This window comes from Candidatus Thalassolituus haligoni (genome assembly GCF_041222825.1).
In the GTDB taxonomy this organism is placed as follows: Bacteria; Pseudomonadota; Gammaproteobacteria; order Pseudomonadales; family Oceanobacteraceae; genus Oceanobacter; species Oceanobacter antarcticus.
On the sequence record NZ_CP139482.1, the window covers coordinates 1626373 to 1642980 of the forward strand.

A 16608-nucleotide genomic window follows, 5' to 3' on the forward strand; every position below is an offset into this window, starting at 1 on the left:
CGTGGGATTGAGGGTTCTAAATTTTGGCGACACATTATCGGGCGGTTATTGCCGCTTTGCAAATAAACGTCCGGCAACTGCCTGATATTTCAGGGATATAGCATTCGGGGAATGCATCCTGTTTGCCCATTGTAATTGAGAATTAATATCAATAAGTGATATGCCTTACTCGACTGTTATTCGGGCTGTTTTCCGTTATAAATACCGGTAATCCGGTGTTTGTAGCGGTGATGGTTATCATAAGGCTGACGTCTTTGTTGACCTTGACCTAACGCAATGAAGCCAAAAACGACATAAATCGAGCGCTTGAAAAGCGCAAATTGCGACCAAAGTGGTAACACCAAATGACAGAGAAAATTTGTTTTCAGACAGAAGCCAATCACCAGAATCCTGACATTATACTGGTTCACGGTGCCGGTGCGGGTCTTGATTCGGATTTTCTGGTCGCGGCAAGAGAGGGATTCGAGGCCAGGGGCGTTACCGTAACCGGGGTGGAATTTAATTATATGGCCCAGTCGCGGGTGTCTGGAAAACGTCGCCCGCCACCGCCGGTTGATCGTTTGGTGGAGGAATTGGGTGAGGCTGTTCGTGCGATGGAGAAGCCGGTGGTGATCGTTGGCAAGTCAATGGGTGGACGCGTTGCCTCGATGCTGGCGTTGCCGGGCCTGGCTCCGGCTAATTTGTCCGGGGTTATTGTATTGGGCTATCCCTTTCATCCACCCGGCAAGGAACACACGCTCAGAGTCGAGCATTTTGACCGTATCTCTGTGCCATTGATGATTTTACAAGGCAGCAGGGATCCGTTTGGCAAGCAGGCTGAGATCTCGGCATTATTTGGCGAGAGGCACTGGTCTGATGAGATTGAATTGCTCTGGCTGGACAGCGGTGATCACGACTTTCAACCGACAAAACGTTCTGGTAAAACCCGCGAATTGTTGCTGGATGAAGCCCTGGATGCTGCGGTGAAGTGGCTGCAGCATCGTTGGCTGAGTAGCGTCTGAGTCTGAATCAGGCAGTCAGTATACTGATACGTTCTTCACGCATCAGAATTGGCTGGATTGCGGCAATGACTTCGCGGCGTTCACTGGATACTGCCCAGCGTTCCCAGTCCTGCAAGCTTTGCCAATTGGTAATAATAATGCGGTGATGGTGATCTCTGGCGTCTTTATAGGAGGCCCCGGAAACGTAACCAGGCGCTTCCAGAATCGCCCGCAGGGTGTGTTTGATGGCATCTTCATAGGTCGATTCCATATCGTCTGCGATACGACGATCGATAATAACCTTGATCATGTGGTGCTATTCCTGAGTCGGTTGGTTGTGCAGACACTAGTGCGATGGATTATACAAATCAAGCCCGTCAGCATGTCTCTTTAGTCGAGCAGGCTGCGTAACGCAGTGACTGCGTTAGTGGTATCCAGCAGCACCTGGCCGAGATTGGCAGACGGTGTGGTCGAGACGGCAAGCACTGCATCCTGACCGATATGCGTCAGTAGCATAACGCCTTGGCTACCCATGACCATCACCTGATTCAGTTCGCCGATATCTACCTCTTGGGAGGCACGCTCTGCCAGTACCAGCAAGGAAGCACTCATGGCTGCAAAAATATCGCTATCAATACCGTCTCCCAGTGCGGAGGCAATAATCAGACCGTCGGTTGTCATGGTGGCAGTGGCCAGTATTGCCCCTTCGGAGTTTGAAATCATGCTACGTAATATGGCAAAAATCCGCGTCGCTTCGGGATGTGTAGAGGTTTCATTCATTACTTGGTTTCCTTTTGGAACAGGCGTCGTGCAATCGGGTCTGGATGCCCGGCAAGGCTGATTTGCCACGTAGCGCCATTACTTCAACCATTATCAACCATGACTGCTGTTAACTATTGCTTCTACTTCAAGCCCAGCTCCAGAATAGAGAGCAGGCTCATCAGCATGACTTCGACGTCTTCTGCCTTGCGGGCATCCACTTCATATACCGGTGCATTGATTCCCATTTCTTGCAGCTTGCTGATGTAGGCTGCCAGCGGCGGATTGGTCGATAGATCCATACGCGTAATACCAACAACCAAAGCATTGTTGTCAATGAATTTACGGAATGCTTCAACATAGGTGACCATATCTTCAACCGGATTGGCTGCGGCATTGTCGATCAGTAGCACCAATCCCAAGCCACCTACGGTCAGGACGTCCCACATAAAGCTGAAGCGGGTCTGGCCCGGAGTGCCAAACAGGTGGACTTTCTCGCCACCAGGAAGATTGATCAGGCCATAGTCCATTGCCACAGTGGTGGTGTCTTTACGCAAGGCAACGTCGTCACTGGCTCTGGCTTCCGTTTTGACTACCGGTACATCGCTGATAGCGGCAATCGCGGTCGTTTTACCAGCGCCTACTTGCCCGCCGAAGATAATCTTGTATTCCATGTTTTCCTTGGCCCGAGTGGGTGAATCGATCTGATAGTCTACTGATCATTTACTTCCAGCAATGAGGTTTCAGCCGCAAATTCGTCAGTTCCTGAGTGATTTGCCCGTGCTTTGGACGCGCGCTGCCTGGAGATCCTCTGAGCTTGGCTGGTGATAGCAAACGAGTAAAGCTCAGAAGTGTCAATGCCAACAGCGACAGACAAATACCCAGGTAACCGCAGGCTGGCCTTAAAGAGGAACGGCCTGATCCCACCCTGAAATACGAATTTCCTGGTCGCTGATGGTCAGATCGGCAGGCTCCAGCACACTTTCGCCAAAGTGATAGCGTGGACGGGTTGTTCCTGCGGTGGCGTCGCTGTCGTACCGGTGTGCAGTTTCTGCCACAGTTTCATTACGATTCTGGTAGTGACTGAGCTCGCTTGCGCTGTAACGCTGTGCGATCAGCTGGCGGGTTTTGGCCGGTGAAATAATCATGGCGGAAGCATTATTGCCGCCAAAGCCTTTGGCATTAATAAAGGCAACCGGGAGTTCGGCCGGGTCGATCTGCTTGTCCTGCAGGACAAATTCCAGCTGTTGCTGGTGCACATCATCCGCAATCTTGTGGGTTGTTTTGATGCCGGGGATAAACCCCTCGGCCCAGGTTCCCAGTGTGGCGCTGAGTTGATCGGCGGAGGCGGCGGACAGGGAGTGTCCGACATAAGCCTTGACGGCCGTTACCGGCCAGTTTTCCAGTTTGAAGGCACTGGCCAGTTGCTGATAGATATGGGATTCCGTTACCCGGTTTTGGGGCGTGCTGCTGCCATGGGCATGGACAAAGGTGCCGTGACGCAAGACATCCTCACCAAGCAGGCGGCGGGCGTTACCAACGACCTTGCCCATGGTCAGGTAATTGCCGATACCAGGGTTGGAGATAGACTTCTTGTAGCCGTCGGCATTGACCTGAACATCGCCAACGCTGCCGTGGATGGTCAGCCCCAGCTCCAGCGCCAGTTTGTCATCCGTCAGAATAAAAAACTGCGCCGATTCTGCAATGGTAAAGCCACAGTTGTCACCGAATGGTCGGCTGGCGCGGCGGAGATCCGCCGCTGCAGTGGCGGGAATATTGTCCAGATCCCGTAGTTTCTGTTCCGACGCCAGTGCCGTCATAGCGTTGTAACCTTCGACGATTTCCGGCACCAAGGGGGCTTCGGAATTGCCCACTACGACCACACGGCGCTTGCCGTTTTCTATGTCTTCTCTGGCGAGGCGCAAATTGTACAAAAAGGTGGCGCAAGCCGCAGACATACAGCCAGTTGTACCGACGTTACCAAGCACATAGGCGTTAATAAAATCGGCCGGCATCTGGTTCATGCTCATGGCGCATTGCTTGGATGAGGTGCGCTTGCCCAGTAAGGCCGACTGCATCATGCCACCGTTACCATTGCTGTCTTGCTGACCCATGGATGAGCCAGCATAAACGGCTATTTCATCCGGGCCGACGTGCTGGCACAGGGTTTCCCAGTCGATTCCCAGCGAGCCGAGGGCATCAGATGCGGCATAGACGGCCATTTGCAAACCACGCGGGTGGTGCAGTGAGCGATACAGGGTTGCCGGGTCAAAACCCGCGGGCAGCTGACCGGCGCTTTGTACGGCAAGGCGACGGTGCGTCAGGCGCCAGCAGGGGTTGCCGTCTTCATCCTTGAACGGTTTGTGAAAAGGCACCGCCTTGGCATCCCATGGCACATTGTCCCATTCGCGTACCAGGGTGCCATTCAGAATGGCATCTTCATCCGTGGTTGCCATCAGACTGGCAAGGCTGGCAAGCGTCTGTTCGCGTTTGGCACCGGTGAGTGAGTCGAGAATCATGCGGCGAAACGCATGATGGCCCGAACTGCGGCCTGCGGCATTGATTCCACCAAAACCGGTTATTACTGCCAGATTTTTCATAATCGAGGCCCAAAAAGTATTTTCACTATCTTACGGGCATCAAATTTCCACCTAGTAGGTTGATATGGACAAAAGATAAAATGATATTGTCGTTATGTGAAACATGGGAGAGACACTTTGTTGCAACATGTGACGGTATTGCTGGTTGATCAAATGCTGACTTCCAGTATTGCAATCCCGATCGAAATGCTGGAAGCAGTACGTGCCCGATTAAAAGTAGCGCGGCAGGGTAACGTGAGCTTCAACATTGAAACCGGAGTGGCGGAGCCGGGTGACATATCCAGTCTCGGGGGGCTGAGACTTTGTCCGGATCGAACCCTGGCTGAAATTGAATCCACCAGTCTGGTGGTCGTACCGGCCCTCTGGCGCAACCCTCGGCGAGTGTTACAGACCCATGCCAGCGTTATTGGCTGGATTGCTGAACAATATCGGCAAGGAGCCAGTGTGATCTCGGTGGGTACCGGAGTCTGTTTGTTGGCCGCCAGCGGTATTCTTGACGGCAAGCCAGCAACGACGCATTGGCATTATCAGGATCGTTTTACCGCCGATTACCCACAGGTGCTGTTACAGCGCCAGCATTTGTTGACCCAGGCCGGGCGTATTTATTGTGCTGCCAGCGTTAACTCCGGGGCCGATATGGTGATTCATTTTATTGGTCAGACCTGGGGGCGGGAGATGGCATTGCAAATTGAGCAGCAGTTCTCTCCAGAGGTACGGCAACCGTTCGAAAACAAGGTGTATTCTATTGGTGAGGGTGCACGACACGCGGATGAAGAGATTGCACTGGTGCAGGCTTGGATGCGCCAGTATTTGCGGGAACCTTTTTCACTCGGTCTGCTCGCAGAAAGGGCCGGGTTGAGTGAACGGCAGTTTATGCGCCGCTTCAGACAGGTCGTTGGAGTAACGCCACTGGTGTATCAGCAGACCATTCGCTGTCAGGCCGCCCGAGAATTGTTGCAGCACAGTAACTTGTCTGTTGCGGATGTTGCACAAGAAACGGGTTTTGGCGACAGCAGCTACTTTATCAAGATCTTTCGTCGGTTACAGGGGCAGTCGCCGGGTGAATTCCGGAAAAAGGTACGCGGTAAATTATTTACCAGTGGCTAGGCAAAACGTGCCTGATATTTCCATCGAAAATCGATGCTGGCGTTAAAATCATCCATAGTTTGCAGTGATTCTGGTTATTCTCAGTGCTTATAGTTCAGTGGGAATAGGGTGTGGAGGGCGATATTTGGCTTTTCATTTCTTTGCGTGTTTGACGGGAAATAACGTTGCCTGGTTGTAAAAAAACTACGGGGAGGCGTTGTTTTCTTGTTTGGGACGCGGCAGACTGTCGCCCGTCGTCTGGGCCTGCTACTCCTGACCCTCGGAGTATTACGACCAGAGACCAAGAATTTTTAGCCTATAAAACGGGGTCAGATATTGTCGATTATCGTAAAAAGGATAATCGATAAGACCAGATTTTAGGGGTTACCAGGCTCACAAGGCCTTCACCCGCGCCTGATCCGGGCGCATGTATAAGAAGACTGGGAGTTCCGTATGACACAAGATGTCGATATCTACGAAACACAAGAATGGCTCGATTCACTCCACGCTACCATTCGCCACTCAGGCCCCGAGCGTGCTGCCTTCTTGCTGAAAGCACTGTTTGATCACGCTCTGTCGAAAGGCGTCGACCTGCCCGCCGCCATTACTACACCGTATCGCAACACCATCGCTGTCGATAAGGAACGGCGTATGCCGGGCGACCTGTTTATGGAGCGCCGCATTCGCTCGCTGATTCGCTGGAATGCCTTGGCCATGGTGATGCGCGCTAACGACAATGATGAAGGCCTTGGTGGTCACATTGCATCGTTCTCTTCTGCGGCTACCCTGTATGACATCGGTTTTAACTACTTCTTCCGTGGCAACGATGATGGCCATCTTGGCGATCTGATCTACTTCCAGGGTCACTCTTCACCCGGTATCTACGCCCGTTCCTATCTGGAAGGCCGTTTTGATGAATCCCAACTGGACAACTTCCGTCGCGAAGTTGATGGCGGTGGTCTGTCTTCTTACCCGCATCCGTGGTTGATGCCGGACTACTGGCAGTTCCCGACCGTTTCCATGGGCCTTGGCCCGATCCAGGCGATTTATCAGGCGCACGTGATGCGTTACCTGTCCGCCCGTGATCTGGTCGCTCGTGGTGATCGTAAAGTGTGGGCATTCCTCGGTGACGGCGAGTGTGATGAGCCGGAAACACTGGGCGCTATCTCGTTGGCAGGCCGTGAGCAGCTGGAAAACCTGGTCTTCGTGATTAACTGTAACCTTCAGCGTCTGGATGGTCCTGTGCGTGGTAACGGCAAGATCATGCAAGAGCTGGAAGGTGTCTTCCGTGGTGCTGGCTGGAACACCATCAAGGTGGTCTGGGGTCGTCATTGGGATGTACTGCTGGAAAAAGACAAGTCCGGTCTGCTGCAGAAGCGTATGGACGAGGTGTGTGACGGCGAGTTGCAGAACTACAAGGCCAACGGTGGCGCTTACACCCGTGAGCACTTCTTTGGCAAATATCCAGAACTGCTGGAACTGGTCAAGGATATGTCGGACGACGACATCTTTAATCTGAACCGTGGTGGCCATGACCCATTCAAGGTCTACGCTGCTTACTCGGAAGCCATGGAGAACAAGGGATCACCAACCGTGATTCTGGCTCAGACGGTGAAAGGTTATGGTCTGGGTGAAGCAGGCGAGGCGGTAAACCCGACGCACTCGGTGAAGAAACTGGATAAAGCCGCACTGCGTAAATTCCGTGACCGTTTTGGTATCCCGCTGAGCGACGACGAACTGGAAACGGTTCCTTATTACCGTCCAGCGCCTGACAGCCCTGAAATGCGTTACATGAAGGAACGTCGTGACAAGCTGAACGGCGTTGTGCCTTCCCGTCGTGCCGATTTTGAAGCGTTGAAAACTCCGGCTCTGGAAGCCTTCAAAGGCCAGCTGACCGGTTCCGGTGATCGCGAGCAGTCGTCGACCATGGCATTTGTCCGGGTACTGTCGCAGCTGGTGAAAGACAAAGAAGTCGGCAAGCGTATTGTGCCTATCGTGCCTGACGAAGCCCGTACGTTCGGTATGGAGGGTATGTTCCGCCAACTGGGTATTTACTCCTCAGCCGGTCAGAAATATACCCCGCATGACTCCAATCAGATCATGTACTACAAGGAAGACAAGAAAGGCCAGATCATGGAGGAAGGCATCAACGAAGCCGGTGCCATGTCTGCCTGGGTAGCGTTGGCAACAGCTTACAGTAACAGTGCCTGCCCGATGGTACCGTTCTATGTTTTCTACTCAATGTTTGGTTTCCAGCGTATTGGTGACCTTGCCTGGCTGGCCGGTGATATCCAGGCCCGTGGCTTCCTGATTGGTGCCACTGCCGGTCGTACCACATTGAACGGCGAAGGTCTGCAGCACCAGGATGGCCATAGCCACCTGATGGCGCATACCATTCCAAACTGCAGGTCGTATGACCCTACCTATGGCTTCGAACTGGCGGTGATCATCCAGGATGGTCTCAAGCGTATGTACGAAGACAAGGAAAACTGCTTCTACTACATCACCACCATGAACGAGAACTACGTTCATCCGGAAATGCCAGTAGGTGCTGAAGACAGCATTATCAAAGGCATGTACTTGCTGAAAGAAGGCAAGAAATCCAGCGGGCCTCGTGTTCAGTTGATGGGTGCCGGTACGATTCTGCGTGAAGTGGAAGCCGCTGCGGTTATGTTGCGTGAAGACTATGGTGTTGAATCCGATGTCTGGAGTCTGACCAGTGTTAACGAACTGGCGCGTGATGGACAGGCCTGTGAGCGCTGGAACCTGATCAACTCTGAAGCAGTACAGAAAGTGCCGTACATCACCCAGTGTCTGAGTGAGCAGGACGGCCCGGTTATTCTGTCTACCGACTACATCAAGACCTATGGTGAACAACTGCGCGCCTATGTGCCGGGTGATTTCAAAGTGCTGGGCACCGATGGTTTCGGACGTTCGGATACCCGCAAAAAACTGCGTCACTTCTTTGAAGTCGACCGCAGCTTTGTGGTTCTGGCGGCACTGACCAGCCTGGCCAAGCAGGGCAAGTTCGACACAGCAGAGTTGCCAAAAGTGCGGCAGAAGCTGGGCATCGATGCCAACAAAGCTGATCCGACCACAGTTTGACAGGAGACTGATATGAGCAAAATGACTGTAGAAGTGCCCGATATTGGTGGTGCGGAAAACGTTGATGTAATTGAAGTCTCGGTTGCTGTTGGCGACATGGTGGAAGTCGATCAGGATCTGATTGTGCTGGAAACCGACAAGGCCTCGATGGAAGTACCTTCTCCGGCGGCTGGCAAGGTGATTGAATTGCTGATCAGCGTTGGTGACAAGATCAACGAAGGCGCGCCGATTCTGGTATTGGAAACCGCTGCGGGTGAAACCGCAGTGGTTGCGACACCGGTTGAAGCGCCTGCGCCTGCACCAACTGCTGCGCCAGCTCCTGTAGTAGCTCCTGCAGCTACTGCCAGTGGTGGCAGCAAACAGATAGAACTGATCATTCCAGACCTGGGTGGTGCCGACGAAGTTACCCTGATCGAACTGTGTGTCGAGCCTGGTACTACAGTTGCCGCAGAGGACTCACTGCTGGTACTTGAAACTGACAAGGCATCGATGGATGTTCCTGCCCCTGAAGCCGGTAAAATTATCGAGTTCAAGGTTGCGGTTGACAGTAAAGTCAAAGAAGGAGATGTCTACGCCATCATGGAAGTTGCTGGTGCAGCTGACGTTGCGGTATCGGTTGTAGAGCCAGCAGCAGCCCCTGTTGCTGCAGCTTCGGCGGCTGTTGCTACGCCTGCCGCAGCGCCTGCTGCCGAAATGGAACTGGCCTTGCCGGATCTGGGCGGTGCTGATGGTGTGACCGTGATTGAATTGTGTGTGGCTCCGGGCACCGCAGTAAAAGCAGAAGATTCACTGATTGTACTGGAAACCGACAAGGCGTCCATGGATGTCCCGGCACCGGAAGACGGTATTCTGGTGGGCTTCAAGGTGAAAGAAGGCGATACCGTCAGCGAAGGTGATCTGTACGCCATCTTCAAACCTGCAAGCGCAGCAGTAGCAGCGCCTGCGGCTGTTGCGGCTCCGGTAGCGCCTGTTGCGGCGGCTCCTGTTGCGGCTCCAGCCCCAGCCCAGGCACCTGTTGCAAAGGCCGGTACTTTGGCCGAAACAGAAGCCAAGCCTACCGACGTATACGCGGGTCCTTCTTCCCGTCGCCTGGCGCGCCAGTTGGGTGTGAATCTGGGCAAGGTGAAAGGCAGCGGTATTCGCGGTCGTATTACCAAGGATGATATTCGCAACTACGTCAAGGAAGCACTGAAGCGGGCCGAGCAAGTACCCGTTGCCAAGGCTGCCGTGACCGGCGGGACTGGTATTCCACCGATCCCGGCAGTCGATTTCAGCCAGTTTGGCGAAATCGAAATGGTCAAGATGAGCAAAATCAAGAAGGTGACGGCGGTTAATATGTCGCGTTCCTGGTTGAACGTGCCTCATGTGACCCAGTTCGACGAAGCTGATATCACCGATCTGGAAGAATTCCGCAAGTCAATGAAAGCGGAATCAGAAAAGGCGGGTGTCAAACTGACGCCGATGCCATTCCTGATCAAGGCGGCAGCGATGGCGCTGCGTGCAGAGCCAAGCTTTAACGTATCGCTGCACCACGACGGTGAGCATATGGTGCACAAGAACTACGTGCACATCGGTATTGCCTGCGATACACCAAACGGCCTGATGGTACCGGTACTGCGTGATGCTGATAAAAAGGGTATCTACCAGATTGCCAAGGAAACCAACGACCTGATCAAGGCCGCTCGAGATGGCAAGCTGAAACCTCGCGATATGCAGGGTGGCTGCTTCACCATCTCCAGTCTGGGTGCCATTGGTGGTACCGGCTTTACACCGATCGTGAATGCGCCAGAAGTGGCCATTCTGGGTGTTTCCAAGGCACAGATGAAACCGGTCTGGAATGGCAAGGAATTTGTTCCGCGCAATTTGCTGCCGCTGGCTGTGTCGTACGATCACCGTGCGATCAACGGTGCTGACTGTGGCCGCTTCTTTACCACGCTGGTGGCGATGATTGCGGATATCCGTCGAGTACTGTTGTAAGTCCTTCACCTCGCGTGTGAAGTAAAAGAGCCAACAATTTGGGGGTTGGCTCTTTTGTGTTCCCGCAGTCCGACGATTGCAGGGAACTGCTTGTTTACCGGCCTTTTGGCCGGTTTTTTGTGTCTCCGATTCACTGCTTTGAACATCTGTTAGTCGCACTTTCCAACGCTTTTCTGCGTTATCTGACACCCTCTTACGTGCGTTAGCGGCACAATGACGGTTCAAAAAAGATTGTTATTCCAGGGTGAATCGATGAATAAATTGGCGGGTGTTGTACTGCTGTTGTGTACGATTAGCGGTTTGGCAATGGCGGATGATAGGGACGGAGAGCGTGGCCAGCATGGTCAGCGACCACCGGCATTCGCTGATCTGGATAGTAACTCGGATGGTGTGATCTCTAGGGGGCGTTCTCAATTGGTCAATCGGACCTGCTGAGAGCCCGTTGGCTTCAGAACAAGGCATGAGGAGTGTGGTTTGGCGTGCTAAATAAGCGACGAATAACACCGTTCTGGAGTCAACTGGCCTCAGCCCGAAGGGTTATGGTTAAAAATCCATCATGCGGTGTTGTTGAACTTGAAAAGGGCCCACCATTCTCTGCGTTCAACGCCTTGCCTGATGGATTTTTTCTCCATAACAGGACGCGTTAACTAATTGAGAACGCCCCCTAGTGATGAAGCTGCCAGTATTCCACCGCTGGCTGAGCACTTCAGTGAGATGGATACCGATGGTGACGGTGTGCTGACAGAAGAGGAAATGTCGGCTCATATGCCGCGCCCACCTAAAGCTGACAGCAACGACCGTTAACCTTGCGATGGTCTGGGGTGATAGTCTGGGGTGATGGTCTGGGGTGATGGTCTGGGGTGATGGAGAGGAGCAGATCACGTTCCCCGTGTTAGCATCGGGTTTCATTGATGAAAACCGAGGTCAGGATGCAAATACCTTTTAATATTCCCGTAGATGCGGATGCGGAATGGGCAATACTGGAAAATATTATCCGTACGATATTATCCGAGCGTGACGCTCAAACAGCACTTCAGGACGAAGTGGTCGCACGGATGCAGCAGGTCTGGGTTGATCATCAATTCAGTCATACCGTGACGATACCGGATGATGAGCAAGGGCAAGGGATGCAGGCCGTGCTGGAATTACATTCCGCAATGAAGGCCCATGTAACCAAACTGATCTTTGGACGCTTGTTACTGGAAGTCGAACTGGCGCAAGCCAAGGGCTTGAATTGAGACCAGTGCTACGACTGCACTTTCTGGCAAGGATGCTTTCACCAGCTCTTACACCAGCAGACTGACGTTGGTCAGGTGACTTTATCAGGGTGACTTTGCGGGAACTTTCACGGCTTAATGGCGTTTACAGGTTCTTATTCTTCAGGAAGTTGCTTTTATGACCCAGCCTAATGATCCAACCCATGATGTTCGCTTGCTGATGCGCAGTCTGCGCCAAAAAGATTACGCCGACATCAAGTCGATTATGGATAAGGTGTATCCCGGTCTGGGCGGTGGCTGGCCGTTAAAAAACTATCAGTCAATGCTCAACCGTTTCCCGGAAGGGCAAATTTGTATTGAAGACGGTGGCCGTGTTGTGGCGGCTGCATTTGCCGTCATTGTGGACTACGCCAATTTTGGTGACGACCACACCTACGAAGAAATCACTGGTAATGAAACGTTGGCATCACATGATCCAGATGGTGATGTGTTATACGGTGTTGACGTCTTTGTTGACCCGGATTACCGCAACCTGCGTCTCGGACGTCGGCTGTACGAAGCGCGCAAGGAGCTGTGTCAGAACCTCAATTTACGCGCCATATTTGCCGGCGGCCGGATTCCTGGTTACCAGGATCATTCACGCGAGATGACGCCCCAACAATATATCCAGGCGGTGAAACGTAAGGAGCTTTACGATCCGATTCTGACATTCCAGTTGGCCAACGATTTTGATGTTAAACGAGTGATCAAGGGCTATTTACCCGACGACAAGGAATCTCATGGCTATGCGACCCTGCTGGAATGGTCGAATATCTATTATGAAGCGCGCGAAGCCAAACTGTTTGGTGCCCAGAAAACCTCGGCCCGGATTGGCTGTGTGCAGTGGCAAATGCGAGAAATGCACAGCGTTCAGGAAGTCCTGCAACAGGTTGAGTATTTTATTGATGCCCTGGCTGACTATCGTTGTGATGTGGCGTTGTTTCCGGAATTTTTTAATGCCCCGCTGATGGGGATGGCACCGGATAAAAATTACGTTGAGTCAATCCGCTACCTGGCCAGTTTCAGTGAACAAATCAAGGACGAAATATCCCGCCTGGCGGTGTCGTACAATATCAACGTTGTTGCCGGTTCCATGCCGGTGATCGAAAATGATGAGTTGTATAACGTAGCCTATCTGATGCGCCGCGATGGCTCGGTGGAAGAACAGAAAAAAATCCATATTACCCCGCACGAAAAACGCGACTGGATCATGCAGGGCGGCAATCAACTGCAATTGTTCCAGACTGACTTTGGCAAGGTCGGTATTCTGATCTGTTATGACGTCGAATTCCCCGAGCTGGCACGTATCCTCAGTGAACAGGAAATGCAGATTTTGCTGGTGCCATTCTGGACCGATACCAAAAATGGCTATTTGCGTGTCCGCCGTTGTGCCCAGGCGCGGGCCATTGAAAATGAATGTTATGTGGCGATCGCTGGCAGTATTGGTAACTTGCCACAAGTGGATAGCCTGGATATACAGTATGCCCAGACGGCGGTGTTTTCACCCTCCGACTTCTCTTTTCCACACGATGCCATCATGGCGGAAACCACCCCCAATACTGAAATGACACTGATTGTGGATGTTGATCTGGCCAAACTTCAGGAAGTCAAAAATGAAGGGTCGGTGACCAATTTTCTCGATCGGCGCCGCGATTTATACCGGGTTGAGTGGATCGGTTCCGAGACTCGTTGAGTCTGCCTGAGCAGGAATGACAGTTGGGCATAGTAATTGTCGGCGGCTTCTCTCCCGGATTGTATTCAGTGGGCTAGTCTTGGAGCGTGGGATAAAAACTACCTTGCGATCACCCGGAGTGCCATGCGCAAATATTTGCTTCCTGTTGTGTTGCTGGTCGGCCTGGGTCTGGTCTTTTTGTACATGGATCGGCTGTTGGTTGCCCAGCAACAGGCCTCAGAGACCATTATTGCCAAGACCCGTATCAATGAGGTAAGTAACCGCCTGTCTGCCGTAGTGAACCAGCACCTGCAGTTGACCTATGGCTTGGCGGCTTTTGTTCATGCGCAACCAAATTTTACCGAACAGGAATTCGAGGTGTTTGCGACCAGTAGCCAGCAGAATACCGATGGCGTGATGAGCTTGCAGTTGGCGCCGGGCGCGGTCGTCCGTTATATGACCAACAAAGAACACCATGGCAAGGCGCTGGGTCACGATTTATTGGCGGATCCGGCGCGCCGGAAGATCGTCAAGCGTGCTATTGACGAACGTCGTTATGTCATTGCCGGGCCGATTTCCCTGGTTCAGGGGGGCAGAGCGATCATTGCCCGCAATCCGATTTATTTGATGGGCAATGAGGGCGAGTTTTTTTGGGGCTTCGCCACCATACTGCTCGATATCGAACGGTTGTTGCTGGAAGCCGGATTATCCAAGCATGAATACTGGCTGGATCTGGCTGTGCGTGGCAAGGATGCACTGGGCGCCAAGGGCGATGTGTTCTTTGGTGATGCCAAGGTATTTGAGCGAGATCCGGTGGTTGCATCGGTTATTTTGCCAGGAGGTTCTTGGCAAATAGGTGCCAGTCGGGCGCTGGATTACCACTACCTGTTGCCGCAACGGATTGTCTTGTGGCTGGTCTTTTGTATTGTCGCCCCTTTACTGGGCTGGATGTTCTGGCATTTGATGAACGAACCGGCAGTGCTCAAACGTGAAGTGGCGGTTGCCACCACCGAATTGCAGGAAGCTTATGCCCGAAGTGAGGCGGCATTGACGGAAGCGGAAGTGGCCAACAAGGCGAAGTCCGAGTTCCTTGCCAATATGAGCCATGAATTACGTACCCCACTGAATGCCATCATGGGGTTTGCGACCCTGATTGATACTCGAACAACCGAACCCCATGTGCACCGTTATGCCAGTCAGACGCTGGCGTCGGCGCGGCACTTGCTGGCTTTGGTGAATGATATTCTCGACTTTTCCAGAATTCAGGCAGTGGGTATTGAGATCGAATCAAAGCCGTTCCCGCTGCATCGTATGCTGGAAAGTGTGATGGACAGCCTCAAGGCCTTGCTGGGAGACAAGCCCGTCAAGGCAGCGTTGACCCTGGACGACGATATCCCGCAATGCGTCTGCGGTGATGAACTGAGATTGACCCAGATACTCATCAATTTTATCAGCAATGCGGCAAAGTTTACGGCGGCTGGTGTGGTTGAGCTGGCGGTACAACTGATCCATTTGGGTGAGGATCATGTCCGGCTCCGATTTTTGGTGAACGACACCGGTCGCGGTATTCCGGCAAACAAGCTGTCGCTGATTTTCGAGCAATTCCAGCAAGTGGATGGCTCGGATACTCGCCACTATGGCGGTGCCGGTCTCGGGTTGAGTATTACCCGTTCGCTGGTGGAAGCGATGGAAGGCGAATTGCTGGTGAGCAGTGAAGAAGATAAAGGCAGTCAATTTGGCGTGTCTTTGACTCTGGCATTGCCGGATGTTGGCCCTGAGATGTCTTCGTCAGCGCTTGCCATTGCAGAAACTGAGGCTGATCAGGTCGATGCACGTCCTGGCACAGACCTCGCCAGTGGTGTGCCAGCGCCGGAGTCGTTGTCGCTTCAGGGGATTGGCATCCTGATCGTTGATGATAACGCGGTGAATCGCAAGCTGGTCAGTGAAATGCTGGGCCGGCGTGGGGCGACCCTGGTGTGTGCAGAAAATGGTCATGAAGCGGTTGACGTCTTGCTGAACGGGCTACAGCCGATTGATATCGTACTGATGGACATTCAGATGCCCGTGTTGGACGGGCTTGAAGCAACGCGGCTGTTACGGGAGTACTACCAGATCGATACCCCGGTGATCGGGCTGTCGGCCAATGCTTCAGCGCAAGATGAACGGATTAGCCTGGAAGCCGGCATGAATGGCTATCTCAGCAAACCCTTCCGGCTGGAACCACTGGTGGCGCTGGTGCAGCAGCTGATCAAGCGGGATGAATGTTGATTGGATGGCAAACAACAGACACCTAGCGAATCATCGAGAAACGTCGCAGCGCGCGCTGGGCATGACTTTCAAAGCGACTGCTCTGCTGCAGCGTTTCTTCAACAAAGGCCAAATGGTTATTGACGGCCTGTCGGGCGTCGTCTTCATTACGCTGGATCACCGCATTTTTCAGGGCTTCATGCTGCAGGCGGATGGTATCCCGACGTCCTTCCTCGGTGTAGAGGTAGGTCAGGTTGGTGGCAATGGTCTGTTTGAACAGGCTGAGTAATGCCCGCATGGAATGCAACAGGACGGCATTGTGTGATGCCTCGGCGATGGATAAATGGAAGCGCCAGTCCAGCTCGGCTTCTGCTTTGGCGCCGAGTCGGGCCTGATGCCCGTCGAGCCATTCCTGGTAACGACGTTCAATAATGGCATGGTCTTCCGGCGTCGCCCGCAGGGCCGCATAGTGAGCGGCGACTTCCTCCAGCGCATGGCGGTATTCCAGCAAATCGTAATTAAACTCCGGGTGACTCTGAAACAATTCCAGCAGTGGATCGGCCAGAGAATGGCCAAGGGCGGTGGCAACATAGGTACCACCGCCCTGCCGACGGCTGACCAGTCCCTTGGTCTCCAGCTGATTCAGCGCCTCGCGAATGGAAGGGCGAGAGACGTCAAAGCGAGCAGCCAATTCACGTTCGGTCGGCATTTTCTGCCCTGGTTCCAGACTGCCTTCAATAATCATGCTTTCCAGCTGGCCAGCAATAATAGCGGAGATTTTCTGACTCTGGATGCGTTGGGTCATGGGAAATCCTGTGTACGGTGTGCCATCAAATGTGCCATCAAGTGCGCCATGGTGGCTGATTTTACGCCAGACGTGCGACTTTGATCGGTAGCGGCCACAGTTGTCCATTGACCCCGACAAT

13 protein-coding genes are annotated in these 16608 nt (G+C 53.1%); 8 read left to right on the top strand and 5 right to left on the bottom strand.

Going from position 1 to position 16608, the window contains the following annotated elements; genetic code table 11:
• Positions 1-344 precede the first annotated feature (344 nt).
• Positions 345-1001 (top strand): alpha/beta fold hydrolase, encoded by a 657-nt coding sequence (locus tag SOJ49_RS07395; protein ID WP_369857590.1) that lies wholly within the window; start codon positions 345-347, stop codon positions 999-1001.
• Between the two features lie 7 nt (positions 1002-1008).
• Here SOJ49_RS07395 and SOJ49_RS07400 read toward each other — a convergent pair whose 3' ends face one another.
• The 4 genes from SOJ49_RS07400 to SOJ49_RS07415 form a co-directional block, all read right to left on the bottom strand.
• Positions 1009-1290 carry an antibiotic biosynthesis monooxygenase gene (locus tag SOJ49_RS07400; RefSeq protein WP_369857591.1) on the bottom strand — a complete coding sequence of 94 codons (282 nt, stop codon included), beginning with the start codon at positions 1288-1290 and terminating at the stop codon, positions 1009-1011.
• Between the two features lie 80 nt (positions 1291-1370).
• On the bottom strand, positions 1371-1760 hold the full coding sequence (locus SOJ49_RS07405; protein WP_369857592.1) for a roadblock/LC7 domain-containing protein: 390 nt from the start codon (positions 1758-1760) through the stop codon (positions 1371-1373).
• Positions 1761-1882: 122 nt separating this feature from the next.
• Positions 1883-2413, bottom strand: coding sequence for an ATP/GTP-binding protein (locus SOJ49_RS07410; protein ID WP_369857593.1), 531 nt, complete (start codon positions 2411-2413; stop codon positions 1883-1885).
• Between the two features lie 228 nt (positions 2414-2641).
• Positions 2642-4339 (bottom strand): beta-ketoacyl synthase, encoded by a 1698-nt coding sequence (locus SOJ49_RS07415; RefSeq protein ID WP_369857594.1) that lies wholly within the window; start codon positions 4337-4339, stop codon positions 2642-2644.
• Between the two features lie 117 nt (positions 4340-4456).
• Here SOJ49_RS07415 and SOJ49_RS07420 point away from each other — a divergent pair, with 117 nt between their 5' ends.
• From SOJ49_RS07420 to SOJ49_RS07450, 7 genes are all read left to right on the top strand, one after another.
• Positions 4457-5446, top strand: coding sequence for a GlxA family transcriptional regulator (locus tag SOJ49_RS07420; protein ID WP_369857595.1), 990 nt, complete (start codon positions 4457-4459; stop codon positions 5444-5446).
• A gap of 432 nt (positions 5447-5878) precedes the next feature.
• Positions 5879-8530 carry a pyruvate dehydrogenase (acetyl-transferring), homodimeric type gene (gene aceE, locus SOJ49_RS07425; protein ID WP_369857596.1) on the top strand — a complete coding sequence of 884 codons (2652 nt, stop codon included), beginning with the start codon at positions 5879-5881 and terminating at the stop codon, positions 8528-8530.
• Positions 8531-8542: 12 nt separating this feature from the next.
• Complete coding sequence (gene aceF / locus SOJ49_RS07430; RefSeq protein ID WP_369857597.1) at positions 8543-10507, top strand: pyruvate dehydrogenase complex dihydrolipoyllysine-residue acetyltransferase; 1965 nt, start codon at positions 8543-8545, stop codon at positions 10505-10507.
• Between the two features lie 651 nt (positions 10508-11158).
• Positions 11159-11311: a hypothetical protein gene (locus tag SOJ49_RS07435; protein ID WP_369857598.1), complete on the top strand. Its 153-nt coding sequence runs from the start codon at positions 11159-11161 to the stop codon at positions 11309-11311.
• 125 nt (positions 11312-11436) lie between these two features.
• Positions 11437-11745: a hypothetical protein gene (locus SOJ49_RS07440; RefSeq protein WP_369857599.1), complete on the top strand. Its 309-nt coding sequence runs from the start codon at positions 11437-11439 to the stop codon at positions 11743-11745.
• A gap of 157 nt (positions 11746-11902) precedes the next feature.
• Positions 11903-13456 carry a GNAT family N-acetyltransferase gene (locus tag SOJ49_RS07445; protein ID WP_369857600.1) on the top strand — a complete coding sequence of 518 codons (1554 nt, stop codon included), beginning with the start codon at positions 11903-11905 and terminating at the stop codon, positions 13454-13456.
• 123 nt (positions 13457-13579) lie between these two features.
• Positions 13580-15703: an ATP-binding protein gene (locus SOJ49_RS07450; RefSeq protein WP_369857601.1), complete on the top strand. Its 2124-nt coding sequence runs from the start codon at positions 13580-13582 to the stop codon at positions 15701-15703.
• Between the two features lie 22 nt (positions 15704-15725).
• Here SOJ49_RS07450 and SOJ49_RS07455 read toward each other — a convergent pair whose 3' ends face one another.
• Entirely contained in the window at positions 15726-16487 is a 762-nt protein-coding gene (locus SOJ49_RS07455; RefSeq protein ID WP_369857602.1) for a GntR family transcriptional regulator, read from the bottom strand.
• Between the last annotated feature and the right edge of the window lie 121 nt (positions 16488-16608).